Source organism: Streptomyces sp. NPDC046831, assembly GCF_040645305.1.
Classification (GTDB): domain Bacteria; phylum Actinomycetota; class Actinomycetes; order Streptomycetales; family Streptomycetaceae; genus Streptomyces.
Genome location: NZ_JBEYXZ010000031.1, coordinates 31,947 through 46,891, shown reverse-complemented (window position 1 = coordinate 46,891; position 14,945 = coordinate 31,947). Strand labels below are relative to the sequence as shown.

Here is a 14,945-nt window from a genome sequence, read left to right as displayed (position 1 = left end):
AGACCACAGACTTAACAACCCTGAGAGGGATTGACGCATAGTGCTCGACGTCAACTTCTTCGACGAGCTCCGGATCGGCCTGGCCACCGCTGACGACATCCGTCAGTGGAGCCACGGCGAGGTCAAGAAGCCCGAGACCATCAACTACCGCACCCTCAAGCCCGAGAAGGACGGACTCTTCTGCGAGAAGATCTTCGGTCCGACCCGGGACTGGGAGTGCTACTGCGGCAAGTACAAGCGCGTCCGCTTCAAGGGCATCATCTGCGAGCGCTGTGGCGTCGAGGTCACGCGCGCCAAGGTGCGCCGTGAGCGGATGGGCCACATCGAGCTGGCCGCGCCCGTCACCCACATCTGGTACTTCAAGGGCGTTCCGTCGCGGCTGGGCTACCTGCTCGACCTCGCCCCGAAGGACCTGGAGAAGGTCATCTACTTCGCGGCGTACATGATCACGTACGTCGACGAGGAGCGCCGCACCCGCGACCTGCCCTCGCTGGAGGCCCACGTCTCCGTCGAGCGCCAGCAGATCGAGCAGCGCCGTGACGCCGACCTGGAGGCCCGCGCCAAGAAGCTCGAGGCCGACCTGGCCGAGCTGGAGGCCGAGGGCGCCAAGGCCGACGTGCGCCGCAAGGTGCGCGAGGGTGCCGAGCGTGAGATGAAGCAGCTGCGCGACCGCGCGCAGCGCGAGATCGACCGCCTCGACGAGGTGTGGACCCGGTTCAAGAACCTCAAGGTCCAGGACCTCGAGGGCGACGAGCTGCTCTACCGCGAGCTGCGTGACCGCTTCGGCACGTACTTCGACGGCTCGATGGGTGCCGCGGCGCTGCAGAAGCGCCTGGAGTCCTTCGACCTCGAGGAGGAGGCCGAGAGGCTCCGCGAGATCATCCGCACCGGCAAGGGCCAGAAGAAGACCCGTGCCCTCAAGCGGCTGAAGGTCGTCTCCGCGTTCCTGCAGACGTCCAACAGCCCCAAGGGCATGGTCCTGGACTGCGTGCCGGTCATCCCGCCGGACCTGCGTCCGATGGTGCAGCTGGACGGTGGCCGCTTCGCGACCTCCGACCTGAACGACCTGTACCGCCGTGTGATCAACCGCAACAACCGTCTGAAGAGGCTCCTGGACCTCGGTGCCCCGGAGATCATCGTCAACAACGAGAAGCGCATGCTTCAGGAGGCTGTTGACGCCCTCTTCGACAACGGCCGTCGCGGCCGCCCGGTCACCGGTCCCGGCAACCGCCCGCTGAAGTCCCTGAGCGACATGCTCAAGGGCAAGCAGGGCCGCTTCCGCCAGAACCTGCTCGGCAAGCGAGTCGACTACTCGGCGCGTTCCGTCATCGTCGTCGGCCCGCAGCTGAAGCTGCACCAGTGCGGTCTGCCCAAGGCCATGGCGCTGGAGCTCTTCAAGCCGTTCGTGATGAAGCGCCTGGTCGACCTGAACCACGCGCAGAACATCAAGAGCGCCAAGCGCATGGTCGAGCGCGGCCGCACGGTCGTGTACGACGTGCTGGAAGAGGTCATCGCGGAGCACCCGGTTCTGCTGAACCGTGCGCCCACGCTGCACCGCCTCGGCATCCAGGCCTTCGAGCCGCAGCTGGTCGAGGGCAAGGCCATCCAGATCCACCCGCTCGTCTGCACCGCGTTCAACGCGGACTTCGACGGTGACCAGATGGCCGTGCACCTGCCGCTGTCCGCGGAGGCGCAGGCCGAGGCCCGCATCCTGATGCTGTCCTCGAACAACATCCTCAAGCCGGCCGACGGCCGTCCGGTGACGATGCCGACCCAGGACATGGTCCTCGGGACGTTCTTCCTCACCACCGACGCCGAGGGCCGCGACGTCAGGGGTGAGGGCCGCTCCTTCGCGTCCGTCGCCGAGGCGATCATGGCGTTCGACGCCGGCGACCTCTCGCTCCAGGCGCCGGTCGACATCCGCTTCCCGGTGGGCACCATCCCGCCGCGCGGGTGGACTCCGCCGGCCCACGAGGACGGGGACGACGGCGTCGGTGAGCGGGCGTGGCAGCAGGGTGACAGCTTCCGTCTGAAGACCACGCTCGGCCGTGCGCTCTTCAACGAGCTGCTGCCCGAGGACTACCCGTTCGTCGACTACGAGGTCGGCAAGAAGCAGCTCTCCGAGATCGTCAACGACCTCGCCGAGCGCTACCCGAAGGTCATCGTGGCGGCGACGCTCGACAACCTGAAGGCGGCCGGCTTCTACTGGGCCACCCGTTCCGGCGTCACCGTCGCCATCTCCGACGTCGTCGTTCCCGAGGCGAAGAAGGAGATCGTCCGCGGGTACGAGGCGCAGGACGAGAAGGTCCAGAAGCAGTACGAGCGCGGTCTGATCACGAAGGACGAGCGGACCCAGGAGCTCATCGCGATCTGGACCAAGGCGACCAACGAGGTCGCCGAGGCGATGAACGACAACTTCCCGAAGACCAACCCGATCTTCATGATGGTGAACTCGGGTGCACGAGGCAACATGATGCAGATGCGTCAGATCGCCGGTATGCGTGGTCTTGTGTCGAACGCGAAGAACGAGACGATCCCGCGGCCCATCAAGGCCTCGTTCCGTGAGGGTCTGTCCGTGCTGGAGTACTTCATCTCCACGCACGGCGCCCGCAAGGGTCTGGCGGACACCGCTCTGCGTACCGCCGACTCGGGTTACCTCACCCGTCGTCTGGTCGACGTCTCCCAGGACGTCATCATTCGCGAGGAGGACTGCGGCACCGACCGCGGCCTGCGTCTGCACATCGCCGAGCGCGGCGCGGACGGCGTGCTGCGCAAGGCGGACGACGTCGAGACGTCCGTGTACGCGCGCTGCCTCGCCGAGGACATCGTGGTCGACGGCAAGGTGCTGGCCCCGGCCGGCACCGACCTCGGCGACGTACTCATCCAGGAGCTCGTCAGGCACGGCGTCGAGGAGGTCAAGACCCGCTCGGTCCTGACCTGCGAGTCCGCCGTGGGCACCTGCGCCATGTGCTACGGCCGCTCGCTGGCCACCGGCAAGCTGGTCGACATCGGTGAGGCGGTCGGCATCATCGCCGCCCAGTCCATCGGTGAGCCCGGTACCCAGCTGACGATGCGTACCTTCCACACCGGTGGTGTGGCCGGTGACGACATCACCCAGGGTCTGCCCCGTGTCGTCGAGCTCTTCGAGGCCCGTACCCCGAAGGGTGTCGCCCCGATCTCCGAGGCCTCCGGCCGCGTGCGGATCGAGGAGACCGAGAAGACCAAGAAGATCGTCATCACGCCGGACGACGGCAGCGACGAGACGGCCTACCCGATCTCGAAGCGTGCCCGGCTCCTGGTCGGCGAGGGCGACCACGTCGAGGTGGGCCAGAAGCTCACCGTGGGTGCCACCAACCCGCACGACGTGCTGCGCATCCTGGGTCAGCGTGCCGTCCAGGTCCACCTGGTCGGCGAGGTCCAGAAGGTGTACAACTCGCAGGGCGTGTCGATCCACGACAAGCACATCGAGATCATCATCCGGCAGATGCTCCGCCGCGTGACGATCATCGAGTCCGGCGACGCCGAGCTGCTGCCCGGCGAGCTGGTCGAGCGCTCCCGCTTCGAGCAGGAGAACCGTCGTGTGGTCCAGGAGGGCGGTCACCCGGCCTCCGGTCGTCCGCAGCTCATGGGTATCACCAAGGCCTCGCTGGCGACCGAGTCGTGGCTGTCGGCGGCGTCCTTCCAGGAGACGACCAGGGTCCTCACGGACGCGGCGATCAACGCCAAGTCCGACTCCCTGATCGGCCTCAAGGAGAACGTCATCATCGGTAAGCTCATCCCGGCCGGTACGGGTCTGTCCCGCTACCGCAACATCCGGGTCGAGCCGACCGAGGAGGCCAAGGCCGCGATGTACTCGGCCGTGGGCTACGACGACATCGACTACTCGCCGTTCGGCACGGGCTCCGGCCAGGCCGTTCCGCTGGAGGACTACGACTACGGTCCGTACAACCAGTAAGCGGGCAGTTCGAGACGAAGGGCGGTCACCCCGGTGGGGGTGGCCGCCCTTCGGCGTGTTCGGTGCGGGGAGTTCTCGCCGGCGGCGGGTGCGGGGTGCCCCATGCCGGGTCCGTGCGCCGGGCCGTTGCCGGGCGCCGTGTGGTGCGGGGCCTGTGGGTGGGGGCTGCGCGCGGGGCGTTCGCGGTCCGTCCGGGGGAGCCGGCTCCGGGCCCGTCCCTGGGACCGTTCGCGGGGCCGGCCGGGGAGCGGTCCCCGGGCATGTCGCTGGGGCCGTCCTCGAGTCCGTCCGCCGGAGCTGTTCGCGGTGGCCGTCGGCCGGGGACCGTCCCCGGGCCCGTCTACGGGATGCCCAGCTCGAAGATGACGTAGTGCGCGTACCAGCCGGAGGCGATCGCCGCGGTGGTGAAGAACACGGTCAGGGCCGGCCACCGCAGCCGGCTCATCGCCGCCGCCGGCGCGAGCAGGAGGGGGAAGGCGGGAAGCAGGTAGCGGGCGGTGTTGCCGAACATCTGCTGGGTGCCGAGCACGGTGACGACGGTCGCCAGCGTGTAGGCGACCAGCACCAGCGGCGGCCGCTTCCGCAGCATCAGGGTGATCAGCATCGGCAGGGCCAGCACCAGCAGGACGGCGAGCAGGTCGGGGACGGTGAAGGCGAAGAGGTAGTCGCGGCGGCCCACGGCGGTGTTCAGCAGCACGTCCAGCGTGTAGGCGCCGAAGTCGAAGTAGTGCGCCCACCCCTCGCGCTGGAGCGTGAAGTACGCGGTGGGCTCGCCCGTGCTGAGGCCGACCCAGGCGACGTACGCGAGCAGCCCCAGCGGCGCGACGACCATGGCGTACACCGGGCCCGCCACACCGTGCTCACGCCGGCTGTCGCGGCGGGCCACGGTCACCAGGGCGGCGAGCCCCACCGCACCGATCAGCACGGCGGACGTCGGCCGGTTGAGGCCGGCGAGGAAGGCGAGCAGGCCCGCGAGCAGCCAGCGGCGCCTCATCACGCAGTAGCAGCACCAGGACGCGATCGCGACGAAGACGGACTCCGAGTACACGGCCCACTCGACGCCCGCGCCGGGCGCCACGGCCCACAGGCCGGCGGCGATCGTGCCCGCCCGGGCGCCGGCGATCAGGGAGATCACCGCGTAGATCCCGGCGGCGGCGACGAACGACGCGAGGACCGAGACCAGGATCCCGGAGCCGTACAGGCCGAGCCCGGTGGCTTCGGACACCAGCCGGATCAGGGCCGGGTAGAGCGGGAAGAAGGCGACCGAGTTCTGCTGCACGGTGAACAGGCCGCCCCCGTCCAGCCGCTCCAGACGCGGCTGGTACCCGTGCTCGGCGACCTGGAGGTACCACCAGCCGTCCCACGTTCCGAGCACGTCCCACCAGTGGGCGCCGCCGCCGAAGCGCGGCTCCTTCCTGTGGTAGTCCCCGGCGTACTCCAGCAGGCCGGCGAAGACGGTGAGCCCGACCAGCTTCAGGACGCCGTAGAGGGCCAGCGGGGGCAGGTAGGGTCGTACGCCGGGCGGCAGGGTGAGGCGGCCGGCCGGGCGGGGGCGCTCCTCGCGCTCCTCGGGCCCCGGTGCCTCCGTCGCCGCGTCCGTGGAAGCCGTGCTCATCTGCGGGGTCCCCCCTCGGCCGATCCCGGGCTCACGGCATCCCCACCGGCCCGGACGATCGCAAACTGTCCATCATAAGATCGCAACAGCGTCGCACAGACGCGGCACAGGGGGAGGGGCGGGTGGCTGCAGCAGGGGACGGGACGATCGTCCTGTCGGTCGTCATACCCATGTACAACGAGGAAGAGGCCCTGCCCGCCCTGGTCGCCAGGCTGCGGCCGGTCCTCGACGGCGTGGCGGCGCCCTACGAACTCGTCGCCGTCGACGACGGCAGCACCGACCGCACGGCCGAGCTGCTCGCCGCCTTCCGGCTCGGCTGGCCGGAACTGCGCGTGATCCGGCTGCGCCGCAACTCCGGCCACCAGGCCGCCCTCACCGCGGGCCTGGACCGGGCCGTCGGCGCGTACGTCGTGAGCATCGACGCGGACCTGCAGGACCCGCCCGAGAAGATCCCGGAGATGCTGGAGCTGGCCCGCGGCGAGGACCTCGACATCGTCTACGGCATCCGCGCCGACCGCGCCAGCGACACCGGGTTCAAGCGGTGGACCGCAGGCCTGTACTACCGGCTGGTGCGCCGGCTCGCCGGTCCGCAGGTGCCCGCGCAGGGCGGCGACTTCCGGCTGCTCAGCCGTGCCGCCGTGGACGCCCTCAAGGCACTGCCGGACCAGCAGCGGGTCTACCGCCTGCTCGTCCCCTGGCTGGGCTTCCCCAGCGGCCGGGTCACCTACGAGCGCGCCCCGCGTGTCGCGGGCCGGAGCAAGTACCCGCTGGGGCGCATGATCCGGCTCGCGGTCGACAGCGTCACCGGCTTCTCGGCGGCGCCGCTGCGCCTGGCCACGTGGCTGGGCGGCTTCGCCTTCCTCGTCTGCCTGGGGCTGATGGTCTACACACTGTGCGCGCACGCCCTGGAGCACACCGTGCCCGGCTGGACCTCGCTGTTCACCGGTGTGCTGTTCATCGGCGCGGTCCAGCTGATCTGCGTGGGCCTGCTCGGCGAGTACGTGGCGCGGATCTACACGGCCGTGCAGAACCGGCCGACGTACTTCGTGGGCCACGACACGGCCTGCCCGGCCGAGCCGGCCGCGCACGGCGGCCCGGCGGCGAGGGTCCCGGGGGCGCGGACGCAGGAGGAGGCTGAGGGGCCGGCCGGAGCCGGGCGGGCAGTCGGGCTCACCGGACGACGGGCAGGGCCGCAGAGCGGCGGCTAGGGCCGCGGCAGGCAACGTTCGGCCGCCGAGGAGCGGCGTCCGGCGGGTGCTCCCGGCGTGCCGGCCGGACGCCCTCGTACTGGATGTACTGGGGCGTCCGGCGGGTGCTCCCGGCGTGCCGGCCGGACGCCCTCGTACTGGATGTACTGGGGCTTCCGGCCGGTGCGGCGAAGGGGGTCCCCCCGTCCGAGCCGTGCGAAGCCGGTTCGAGGACGGGGACGCGTGCCGGGCGTCGCGACGGGCCGGACGTTGTCTGGCGCGGTACCAGGCGTACTCGGCGTGTCCTGGGGCCGCGGGGCCCGGCTGTCGTGGCCGCCCGTCGGGGGCCCGGGCGGACGGGGTGCGCCGCGGCGGAAGCAGGCGTACAGTCCCCCGACGCAGGACAAGCACACAACCGCAGGTGGGACCTGTCCGGGCGCCCGGCGTGTCGGGTGCCCTGCTTTGGTTTTGACCGGAGTCAATGCACTAGGTACGCTCAGACCTTGTGCCTGGGGTGTGCCCTGGCTCGCGTGCGTGCCTTCGACCGCACGGAGAGCCGCTATCGGCCACCGTGATCTGCGCCTCTTTCTGCCTGGCGGTGGGAGTCCGCGGGATTCGACACACCCGACCGCGTGGGTCGGTGACGTTCCAGGTTAGCTGTACCCATCGGCACACAGAAACCGGAGAAGTAGTGCCTACGATCCAGCAGCTGGTCCGCAAGGGCCGGCAGGACAAGGTCGAGAAGAACAAGACGCCCGCACTCGAGGGTTCCCCTCAGCGCCGCGGCGTCTGCACGCGTGTGTTCACGACCACCCCGAAGAAGCCGAACTCGGCCCTCCGTAAGGTTGCGCGTGTGCGCCTGACCAGCGGCATCGAGGTCACGGCCTACATTCCGGGTGAGGGACACAACCTGCAGGAGCACTCCATCGTGCTCGTGCGCGGCGGCCGTGTGAAGGACCTGCCGGGTGTTCGCTACAAGATCATCCGCGGCTCGCTCGACACCCAGGGTGTCAAGAACCGCAAGCAGGCTCGCAGCCGTTACGGCGCCAAGAAGGAGAAGTAAGAATGCCTCGTAAGGGCCCCGCCCCGAAGCGTCCGGTCATCATCGACCCGGTCTACGGCTCCCCTCTGGTGACCTCCCTGATCAACAAGGTGCTGCTGAACGGCAAGCGCTCCACCGCCGAGCGCATCGTCTACGGCGCCATGGAGGGTCTGCGCGACAAGACCGGCAACGACCCGGTCATCACGCTCAAGCGCGCTCTCGAGAACATCAAGCCGACCCTCGAGGTCAAGTCCCGCCGTGTCGGTGGCGCCACCTACCAGGTTCCGGTCGAGGTCAAGCCCGGCCGTGCCAACACCCTGGCGCTGCGCTGGCTCGTCGGCTACTCCCGCGCCCGTCGCGAGAAGACCATGACCGAGCGTCTGCTCAACGAGCTCCTCGACGCGTCCAACGGCCTCGGCGCCGCTGTGAAGAAGCGCGAGGACACGCACAAGATGGCCGAGTCCAACAAGGCCTTCGCGCACTACCGCTGGTAGTCGCTACCCCGACGAGAACCGAGAGAAGACTGAAGCCTTATGGCTACCACTTCGCTTGACCTGGCCAAGGTGCGCAACATCGGCATCATGGCCCACATCGACGCGGGCAAGACGACCACCACCGAGCGGATCCTGTTCTACACCGGTGTGTCCTACAAGATCGGTGAGGTCCACGACGGCGCTGCCACCATGGACTGGATGGAGCAGGAGCAGGAGCGTGGCATCACGATCACCTCTGCTGCCACCACCTGCCACTGGCCGCTGGAGAACGTCGACCACACCATCAACATCATCGACACGCCGGGTCACGTCGACTTCACCGTCGAGGTGGAGCGCTCCCTGCGTGTGCTCGACGGTGCCGTGACGGTGTTCGACGGCGTCGCCGGCGTCGAGCCCCAGTCCGAGACGGTGTGGCGTCAGGCGGACCGCTACGGCGTGCCGCGTATCTGCTTCGTGAACAAGCTCGACCGCACCGGTGCCGAGTTCCACCGCTGTGTCGACATGATCGTCGACCGTCTGGGCGCTCAGCCGCTGGTCATGCAGCTGCCGATCGGCGCCGAGGCGGACTTCAAGGGCGTCGTCGACCTGGTGAGGATGAAGGCCCTGGTGTGGTCCGCCGAGGCCACCAAGGGCGAGATGTACGACACCGTCGACATCCCGGCCACGCACACCGAGGCCGCCGAGGAGTGGCGCGGCAAGCTGCTCGAGGCCGTCGCGGAGAACGACGAGGAGATGATGGAGCTGTACCTGGAGGGCGAGGAGCCCTCCGAGGAGCAGCTGTACGCGGCGATCCGCCGCATCACCATCGCCTCCGGCAAGGGTGAGGGCACCACCGTCACCCCCGTGTTCTGCGGCACCGCGTTCAAGAACAAGGGTGTCCAGCCGCTGCTCGACGCGGTCGTGCGCTACCTGCCGTCCCCGGTCGACATCGAGGCCATCGAGGGCCACGACGTCAAGGACCCGGAGACGGTCGTCCGGCGCAAGCCGTCCGACGAGGAGCCGCTGTCGGCGCTGGCGTTCAAGATCATGAGCGACCCGCACCTCGGCAAGCTGACCTTCGTCCGCGTGTACTCCGGCCGCCTGGAGTCCGGCACCTCGGTGCTGAACTCCGTCAAGGGCCGCAAGGAGCGCATCGGCAAGATCTACCGCATGCACGCCAACAAGCGTGAGGAGATCGAGTCGGTGGGCGCCGGCGACATCGTCGCCGTGATGGGTCTGAAGCAGACCACGACCGGTGAGACGCTGTGCGACGAGAAGTCGCCGGTGATCCTGGAGTCCATGGACTTCCCGGCGCCGGTGATCCAGGTCGCCATCGAGCCGAAGTCGAAGGGCGACCAGGAGAAGCTGGGCGTCGCGATCCAGCGCCTCGCGGAGGAGGACCCCTCCTTCCAGGTCCACTCCGACGAGGAGACCGGCCAGACCATCATCGGCGGCATGGGCGAGCTGCACCTCGAGGTGCTGGTCGACCGTATGCGCCGTGAGTTCAAGGTCGAGGCCAACGTCGGCAAGCCGCAGGTCGCGTACCGTGAGACGATCCGCAAGGCCGTCGAGAAGGTCGAGTACACCCACAAGAAGCAGACGGGTGGCACCGGCCAGTTCGCTCGCGTCATCATCGCGATCGAGCCGCTCGAGGGCGGCGACGCCTCGTACGAGTTCGTCAACCAGGTCACCGGTGGCCGCGTGCCGAAGGAGTACATCCCCTCGGTCGACGCCGGTGCGCAGGAGGCCATGCAGTTCGGCATCCTCGCCGGTTACGAGATGACCGGTGTGCGCGTGACGCTGCTCGACGGCGCCTACCACGAGGTGGACTCCTCGGAGCTCGCCTTCAAGATCGCCGGCTCGCAGGCCTTCAAGGAGGCCGCGCGCAAGGCCAGCCCCGTGCTGCTCGAGCCGATGATGGCCGTCGAGGTCACCACGCCCGAGGACTACATGGGCGAGGTCATCGGTGACATCAACTCCCGCCGTGGCCAGATCCAGGCCATGGAGGAGCGGGCGGGTGCCCGTGTCGTGAAGGGTCTCGTGCCCCTTTCGGAGATGTTCGGCTACGTCGGAGACCTCCGCAGCAAGACGTCGGGTCGCGCGAGCTACTCGATGCAGTTCGACTCCTACGCCGAGGTTCCGCGGAACGTCGCCGAGGAGATCATCGCGAAGGCCAAGGGCGAGTAACTCACCCGCGTTCCAGCCCTTAGGCTTGACTCCGGAGCCTCGTGGGGCATTCCGCCGGATTCCGCAGTGAAGACGGAGAAATGCCCCGAGGATCCGGGCCATCCAGCAAAGATCACCTGGCGCCGATGAAGTAAGGCGTACAGAACCACTCCACAGGAGGACCCCAGTGGCGAAGGCGAAGTTCGAGCGGACTAAGCCGCACGTCAACATCGGCACCATCGGTCACATCGACCACGGTAAGACGACCCTCACGGCCGCCATTACCAAGGTGCTGCACGACAAGTACCCGGACCTGAACGAGGCCTCGGCCTTCGACCAGATCGACAAGGCTCCTGAGGAGCGCCAGCGCGGTATCACCATCTCCATCGCGCACGTCGAGTACCAGACCGAGGCGCGTCACTACGCCCACGTCGACTGCCCGGGTCACGCGGACTACATCAAGAACATGATCACCGGTGCCGCCCAGATGGACGGTGCCATCCTCGTGGTCGCCGCCACCGACGGCCCGATGCCGCAGACCAAGGAGCACGTGCTCCTGGCCCGCCAGGTCGGCGTCCCGTACATCGTCGTCGCCCTGAACAAGGCCGACATGGTGGACGACGAGGAGATCCTGGAGCTCGTCGAGCTCGAGGTGCGTGAGCTCCTCACCGAGTACGAGTTCCCCGGCGACGACGTCCCGGTCGTCAAGGTCTCGGCGCTCAAGGCGCTCGAGGGCGACAAGGAGTGGGGCCAGTCGGTCCTGGAGCTGATGGACGCCGTCGACAGCGCGATTCCGGAGCCGGAGCGCGACGTCGACAAGCCGTTCCTCATGCCGATCGAGGACGTCTTCACCATCACCGGCCGCGGTACGGTCGTCACCGGCCGTATCGAGCGTGGTGTCCTCAAGGTCAACGAGACCGTGGACATCATCGGCATCAAGCCGGAGAAGACCTCCACCACGGTCACCGGCATCGAGATGTTCCGCAAGCTGCTCGACGAGGGCCAGGCCGGTGAGAACGTCGGTCTGCTCCTCCGCGGCATCAAGCGCGAGGACGTCGAGCGCGGCCAGGTCATCATCAAGCCGGGCTCGGTCACCCCGCACACCGAGTTCGAGGCGCAGGCCTACATCCTCTCCAAGGACGAGGGTGGCCGCCACACGCCGTTCTTCAACAACTACCGCCCGCAGTTCTACTTCCGCACGACGGACGTGACCGGCGTGGTGACCCTCCCCGAGGGCACCGAGATGGTCATGCCGGGTGACAACACCGAGATGAAGGTGGACCTCATCCAGCCCGTCGCCATGGAGGAGGGCCTGAAGTTCGCCATCCGTGAGGGTGGCCGGACCGTCGGCGCCGGCCAGGTCACCAAGATCGTCAAGTAAGTTCCGCTTGCTTGAGGGTCGGTTGACCCGGTAGCTCCGACTGCGAGCACCTGAAGGGGCCCGTACGACTTCGTGTCGTACGGGCCCTTTCGCGTGCGCGGAGTACGGGCGGCGCCGGCTGGCTGCTGGGCACGGGGCAGCGGGTCCGGCGTCCCGGCGGGATGACCACTCGGCAGTCGGGTGCCCGACGCGGGGGGCGCCCGGACGCGCAACGCCGTCCCCGTCAACGCCACGACGGCACAGCACACCGTGACGAAGCCGGGCGTGTGTCGGTTGAGCTTCTGGAGCGCCGAGGGGTGCGGGGAAGTGAGGGGTGGCCGGTGGGCGGCAGCGCAGGACCCGGAACGAAGGATCTGACCTCGTCCCCCGCCGAGAAGCGGGCCGCGGCTGGGGCCATCGAGAACCATCTGGAGCCCGGCACGCGCGCGGCCGGCGGCTGGGCGGACGAGGAGACGGCGGCCGCGGTCAGGGCCCTCGGCGCGAAGGACGGCGACGGCTGGCTGACGTCGGCGGCCCTGAAGAAGGCGCACCGCACCTGGGGCGAGCAGGTGAAGAACCTGATGGACCGGCTCGGCGCGGAGAAGGACGCGCTGCGGCAGAGCAACCGGGTGCTGACGGGCACGGACCTGGCGACCGGGTCGGCGCTGCGGCGGGCGTCCGCGCTGGACCGCTACTGAGGCGGTCGACCGGCGGGCGGTCGGGGGCGGGGGCCGGCGGGCGACCGCTGGGGGAACCGGCGGGCGGTCGACGGCAGGACCGGCGGGCCGAGGCGGCGGCGATCGGGGGATCGGGGGGACCGGCTCGCGAGGGTGGTTGGCCGGACGGCCGCGGGGCGCAGGGCGCGGTTTTGCGGGGCGCGGGGCGCGGGGGCGCGGGGGCGCGGGCCCCTTGGGGACACGGAAAGACGGGACACGGGGATGCCGACCTACCACGAGATCATGAGCACCGACCTCTCCGCACTCACCTGCGCGGCCGACCGCTGGGACGGCATGGCGGGCGAGTTCGAGAAGCAGGAGACGGCGTACCGGCGGGACGTCCACCGTGTCTCGATGGGCTCGTCGTGGACGGGGCTGAGCGCCGGCGCCGCCCACGCCCGCTTCGACACGACGCTCAGTGAGTACCGCTCCGCCCGGACGGAGGCCAAGGCGATCGCGTCGCTGCTGCGTGACGCGCACAGCCAGTTCACCGAGCTGAAGGGCAGGCTGAAGACCGCGTGCGCGGAAGCGGTGGAGGCCGGCATAAGGGTGTCGGAGCGGGGGGTGGTCAGCCCGGACCCCGAGCGCACGAAGGGGCGGGAGGACGACGACCAGCACGCCGAGGCCGCCCGGGCGGCACAGCGCGTCCAGGCCTGGCAGGACCGCATCGACAGGGCGGTCCGGGACGTGACGGACGCGGACACCGGCGTGCGGATCGCCCTGACGGCGGCCACGGCGTCGGACCGGCTCGCCGGCGGGGGCAGGGGCTTCAACGGCGAAGCGGTGGGGGACGTCGAGACGTACGAGGCGCGCCAGGCGGAGGGGGCGCTGGAGAAGCTGGCCCGGGGAGGGCACCTGTCGGCCGGGGAGCTCGCCGAACTGGAGCGCACGTTCCGGGACAACAGCGACGACGAGGCGTTCGCACGCACGCTCCTGGACGACCTCGGGGCGGCCGGCACGATCCGGCTGACGAACGAACTGAACGACCTCGTCCACGTCGACGGCGGTCCGCGCGCGGGCGCCTACGGGAGGATCGAGACGGGCCTCGCCGACAGCCTCGCCACCGCGACGAAGGACACGCAGTCGCAGTGGTACCGGGACTGGCGCGCCGAGATGCGGCACGCCGGAGTGCAGCAGTACGCCACCGACGCCCAGGGCGCCCGCCTGGACAAGGCCGTGGGCTACCAGTCACTGGTGACCTTGATGGGCAAGGGCCACGGGTACGCGCCCGGAATGCTCGAGGACCTGACCGACGACATGATCGCGGCGGAGAGGAGGGATCCCGGCATCTGGCGGCTGAAGGGGGAGTACGCCGGCCGGCGCGACGGGTGGTTCGCCAACGACCCCGTGGACGGCATGCTCGGCCTCATGAGCCGTGACCCGGCCACGGCGGCGCACTATCTCGGCTCGGAGGCGCACATGAGGTACCTGATGAAGGAGCGCGACTGGGACGTCACGCTGCACGAGCAGGACAACGGCAAGGCCGCGAGCTACACGGCCCGCACGGACGGTGACGACCGGACGGGCTTCGGCGCCGCTCTCCAGGCGGCCACGACGGGCATCGACCCGTCGGACCGGCACGCGCACTTCGCGGCCCACACGGAGAGGAACGAGGCGGTGCTGAGGTCGGCGCTGACCCACCTCTCCGACCAGGGCGACGACTTCCCACCGTCCCTGCGCGAGCCCATGGCGAAGATCCTGGTGAACCACGGCGCCACGGTGCACACCTCCATGAGCGAGATCGACATCGCCGGCTCCCCTCTGAAGCAGGACCAGCTCTTCGAGGTCGTCAAGCAGGTGTCCAAGGACAAGGATGCCTACGGCACGCTGAACGGCGGTCTGAACCAGGCGATGGTGACGGGCATCCACGGGGACCACTCGCACTCGACCGAGCCGTTGATCCGCGCCGGCCGGACGGTCGGCTTCCTGGAGGAGGCCCGCATCCAGGCCCAGGGTGACCCGAAGACGGCGGAATTCACGGCCAAGCCGCTCTTCGACCGGGCCATCGGCTACCTTCCGGTGGCCGGCGAGGACGTGAAGGAGGGATTCGACTTCGTCACGGAGAAGTGGTTGGAGGACGAGCAGAAGAGGCTGGATGAGAAGCAGGCGGATGACAACGTCAGGGCGTACTCCAGGAGGAACGGGCAGCTTATGGCACTCGCGGACGAGTGGAGTAAGCTGCGCCATCCAGCTGGCGGCTCGACGTTCACAGCGCAAACGCAGATCAATCGCTCTGCCGAGGATGGAATCGCGCATGCGACAGGCATGTCAGGGGAGCAGCCGAAGTGAATACACGCCTCCGGTCAGCGAGAATCGGCGCCTTACTGTCCCTTGTCCCTCTGTGCATGACCTCCTGCGTCGAGTCATCGTCTGACCACGCGATCCCGCGGGCCGTCTGCGGAACCTCTGTCGACGGTGACCTGGTGCGCCC

Annotated in this window: 9 protein-coding genes; 8 read left to right on the top strand and 1 reads right to left on the bottom strand. The window is 69.2% G+C overall.

Features of this window, described 5'->3' with window-relative positions; all coding sequences use genetic code 11:
• The first annotated feature begins 40 nt into the window (after nucleotides 1-40).
• The gene (locus tag ABZ920_RS23765) at nucleotides 41-3,955 is read left to right on the top strand and encodes a DNA-directed RNA polymerase subunit beta' (protein WP_361508399.1); all 3,915 of its coding nucleotides are present in this window, start codon (nucleotides 41-43) and stop codon (nucleotides 3,953-3,955) included.
• 340 nt (nucleotides 3,956-4,295) lie between these two features.
• Here ABZ920_RS23765 and ABZ920_RS23760 read toward each other — a convergent pair whose 3' ends face one another.
• Nucleotides 4,296-5,570, bottom strand: coding sequence for a glycosyltransferase family 39 protein (locus ABZ920_RS23760; protein WP_361508396.1), 1,275 nt, complete (start codon nucleotides 5,568-5,570; stop codon nucleotides 4,296-4,298).
• A gap of 122 nt (nucleotides 5,571-5,692) precedes the next feature.
• Between ABZ920_RS23760 and ABZ920_RS23755 the strand changes: the two genes are divergently transcribed.
• The 7 genes from ABZ920_RS23755 to ABZ920_RS23725 all read left to right on the top strand — a co-directional run bounded on the left by ABZ920_RS23755 (nucleotide 5,693) and on the right by ABZ920_RS23725 (nucleotide 14,803).
• The gene (locus tag ABZ920_RS23755) at nucleotides 5,693-6,778 is read left to right on the top strand and encodes a glycosyltransferase family 2 protein (protein ID WP_361508393.1); all 1,086 of its coding nucleotides are present in this window, start codon (nucleotides 5,693-5,695) and stop codon (nucleotides 6,776-6,778) included.
• Nucleotides 6,779-7,448: 670 nt separating this feature from the next.
• Nucleotides 7,449-7,820, top strand: a complete 372-nt coding sequence (rpsL, locus tag ABZ920_RS23750; protein ID WP_003948652.1) for a 30S ribosomal protein S12 — start codon at nucleotides 7,449-7,451, stop codon at nucleotides 7,818-7,820.
• A gap of 2 nt (nucleotides 7,821-7,822) precedes the next feature.
• On the top strand, nucleotides 7,823-8,293 hold the full coding sequence (gene rpsG / locus ABZ920_RS23745) for a 30S ribosomal protein S7 (protein WP_009330725.1): 471 nt from the start codon (nucleotides 7,823-7,825) through the stop codon (nucleotides 8,291-8,293).
• Nucleotides 8,294-8,332: 39 nt separating this feature from the next.
• Nucleotides 8,333-10,459 (top strand): elongation factor G, encoded by a 2,127-nt coding sequence (gene fusA / locus ABZ920_RS23740; protein ID WP_361508390.1) that lies wholly within the window; start codon nucleotides 8,333-8,335, stop codon nucleotides 10,457-10,459.
• Between the two features lie 166 nt (nucleotides 10,460-10,625).
• Entirely contained in the window at nucleotides 10,626-11,819 is a 1,194-nt protein-coding gene (gene tuf, locus ABZ920_RS23735) for an elongation factor Tu (protein WP_361508387.1), read from the top strand.
• Nucleotides 11,820-12,139: 320 nt separating this feature from the next.
• Complete coding sequence (locus ABZ920_RS23730) at nucleotides 12,140-12,496, top strand: hypothetical protein (protein ID WP_361508384.1); 357 nt, start codon at nucleotides 12,140-12,142, stop codon at nucleotides 12,494-12,496.
• Between the two features lie 261 nt (nucleotides 12,497-12,757).
• The gene (locus ABZ920_RS23725) at nucleotides 12,758-14,803 is read left to right on the top strand and encodes a hypothetical protein (RefSeq protein WP_361508381.1); all 2,046 of its coding nucleotides are present in this window, start codon (nucleotides 12,758-12,760) and stop codon (nucleotides 14,801-14,803) included.
• Nucleotides 14,804-14,945: the final 142 nt, after the last annotated feature.

Excerpts from the sequence above, each read along its gene's own strand:
- ABZ920_RS23760 (WP_361508396.1), bottom strand. The coding sequence starts at position 5,570 with ATGAGCACGGCTTCCACGGACGCGGCGACGGAGGCACCGGGGCCCGAG.
- rpsG (WP_009330725.1), top strand. The coding sequence starts at position 7,823 with ATGCCTCGTAAGGGCCCCGCCCCGAAGCGTCCGGTCATCATCGACCCG.
- fusA (WP_361508390.1), top strand. The coding sequence starts at position 8,333 with ATGGCTACCACTTCGCTTGACCTGGCCAAGGTGCGCAACATCGGCATC.
- ABZ920_RS23725 (WP_361508381.1), top strand. The coding sequence starts at position 12,758 with ATGAGCACCGACCTCTCCGCACTCACCTGCGCGGCCGACCGCTGGGAC.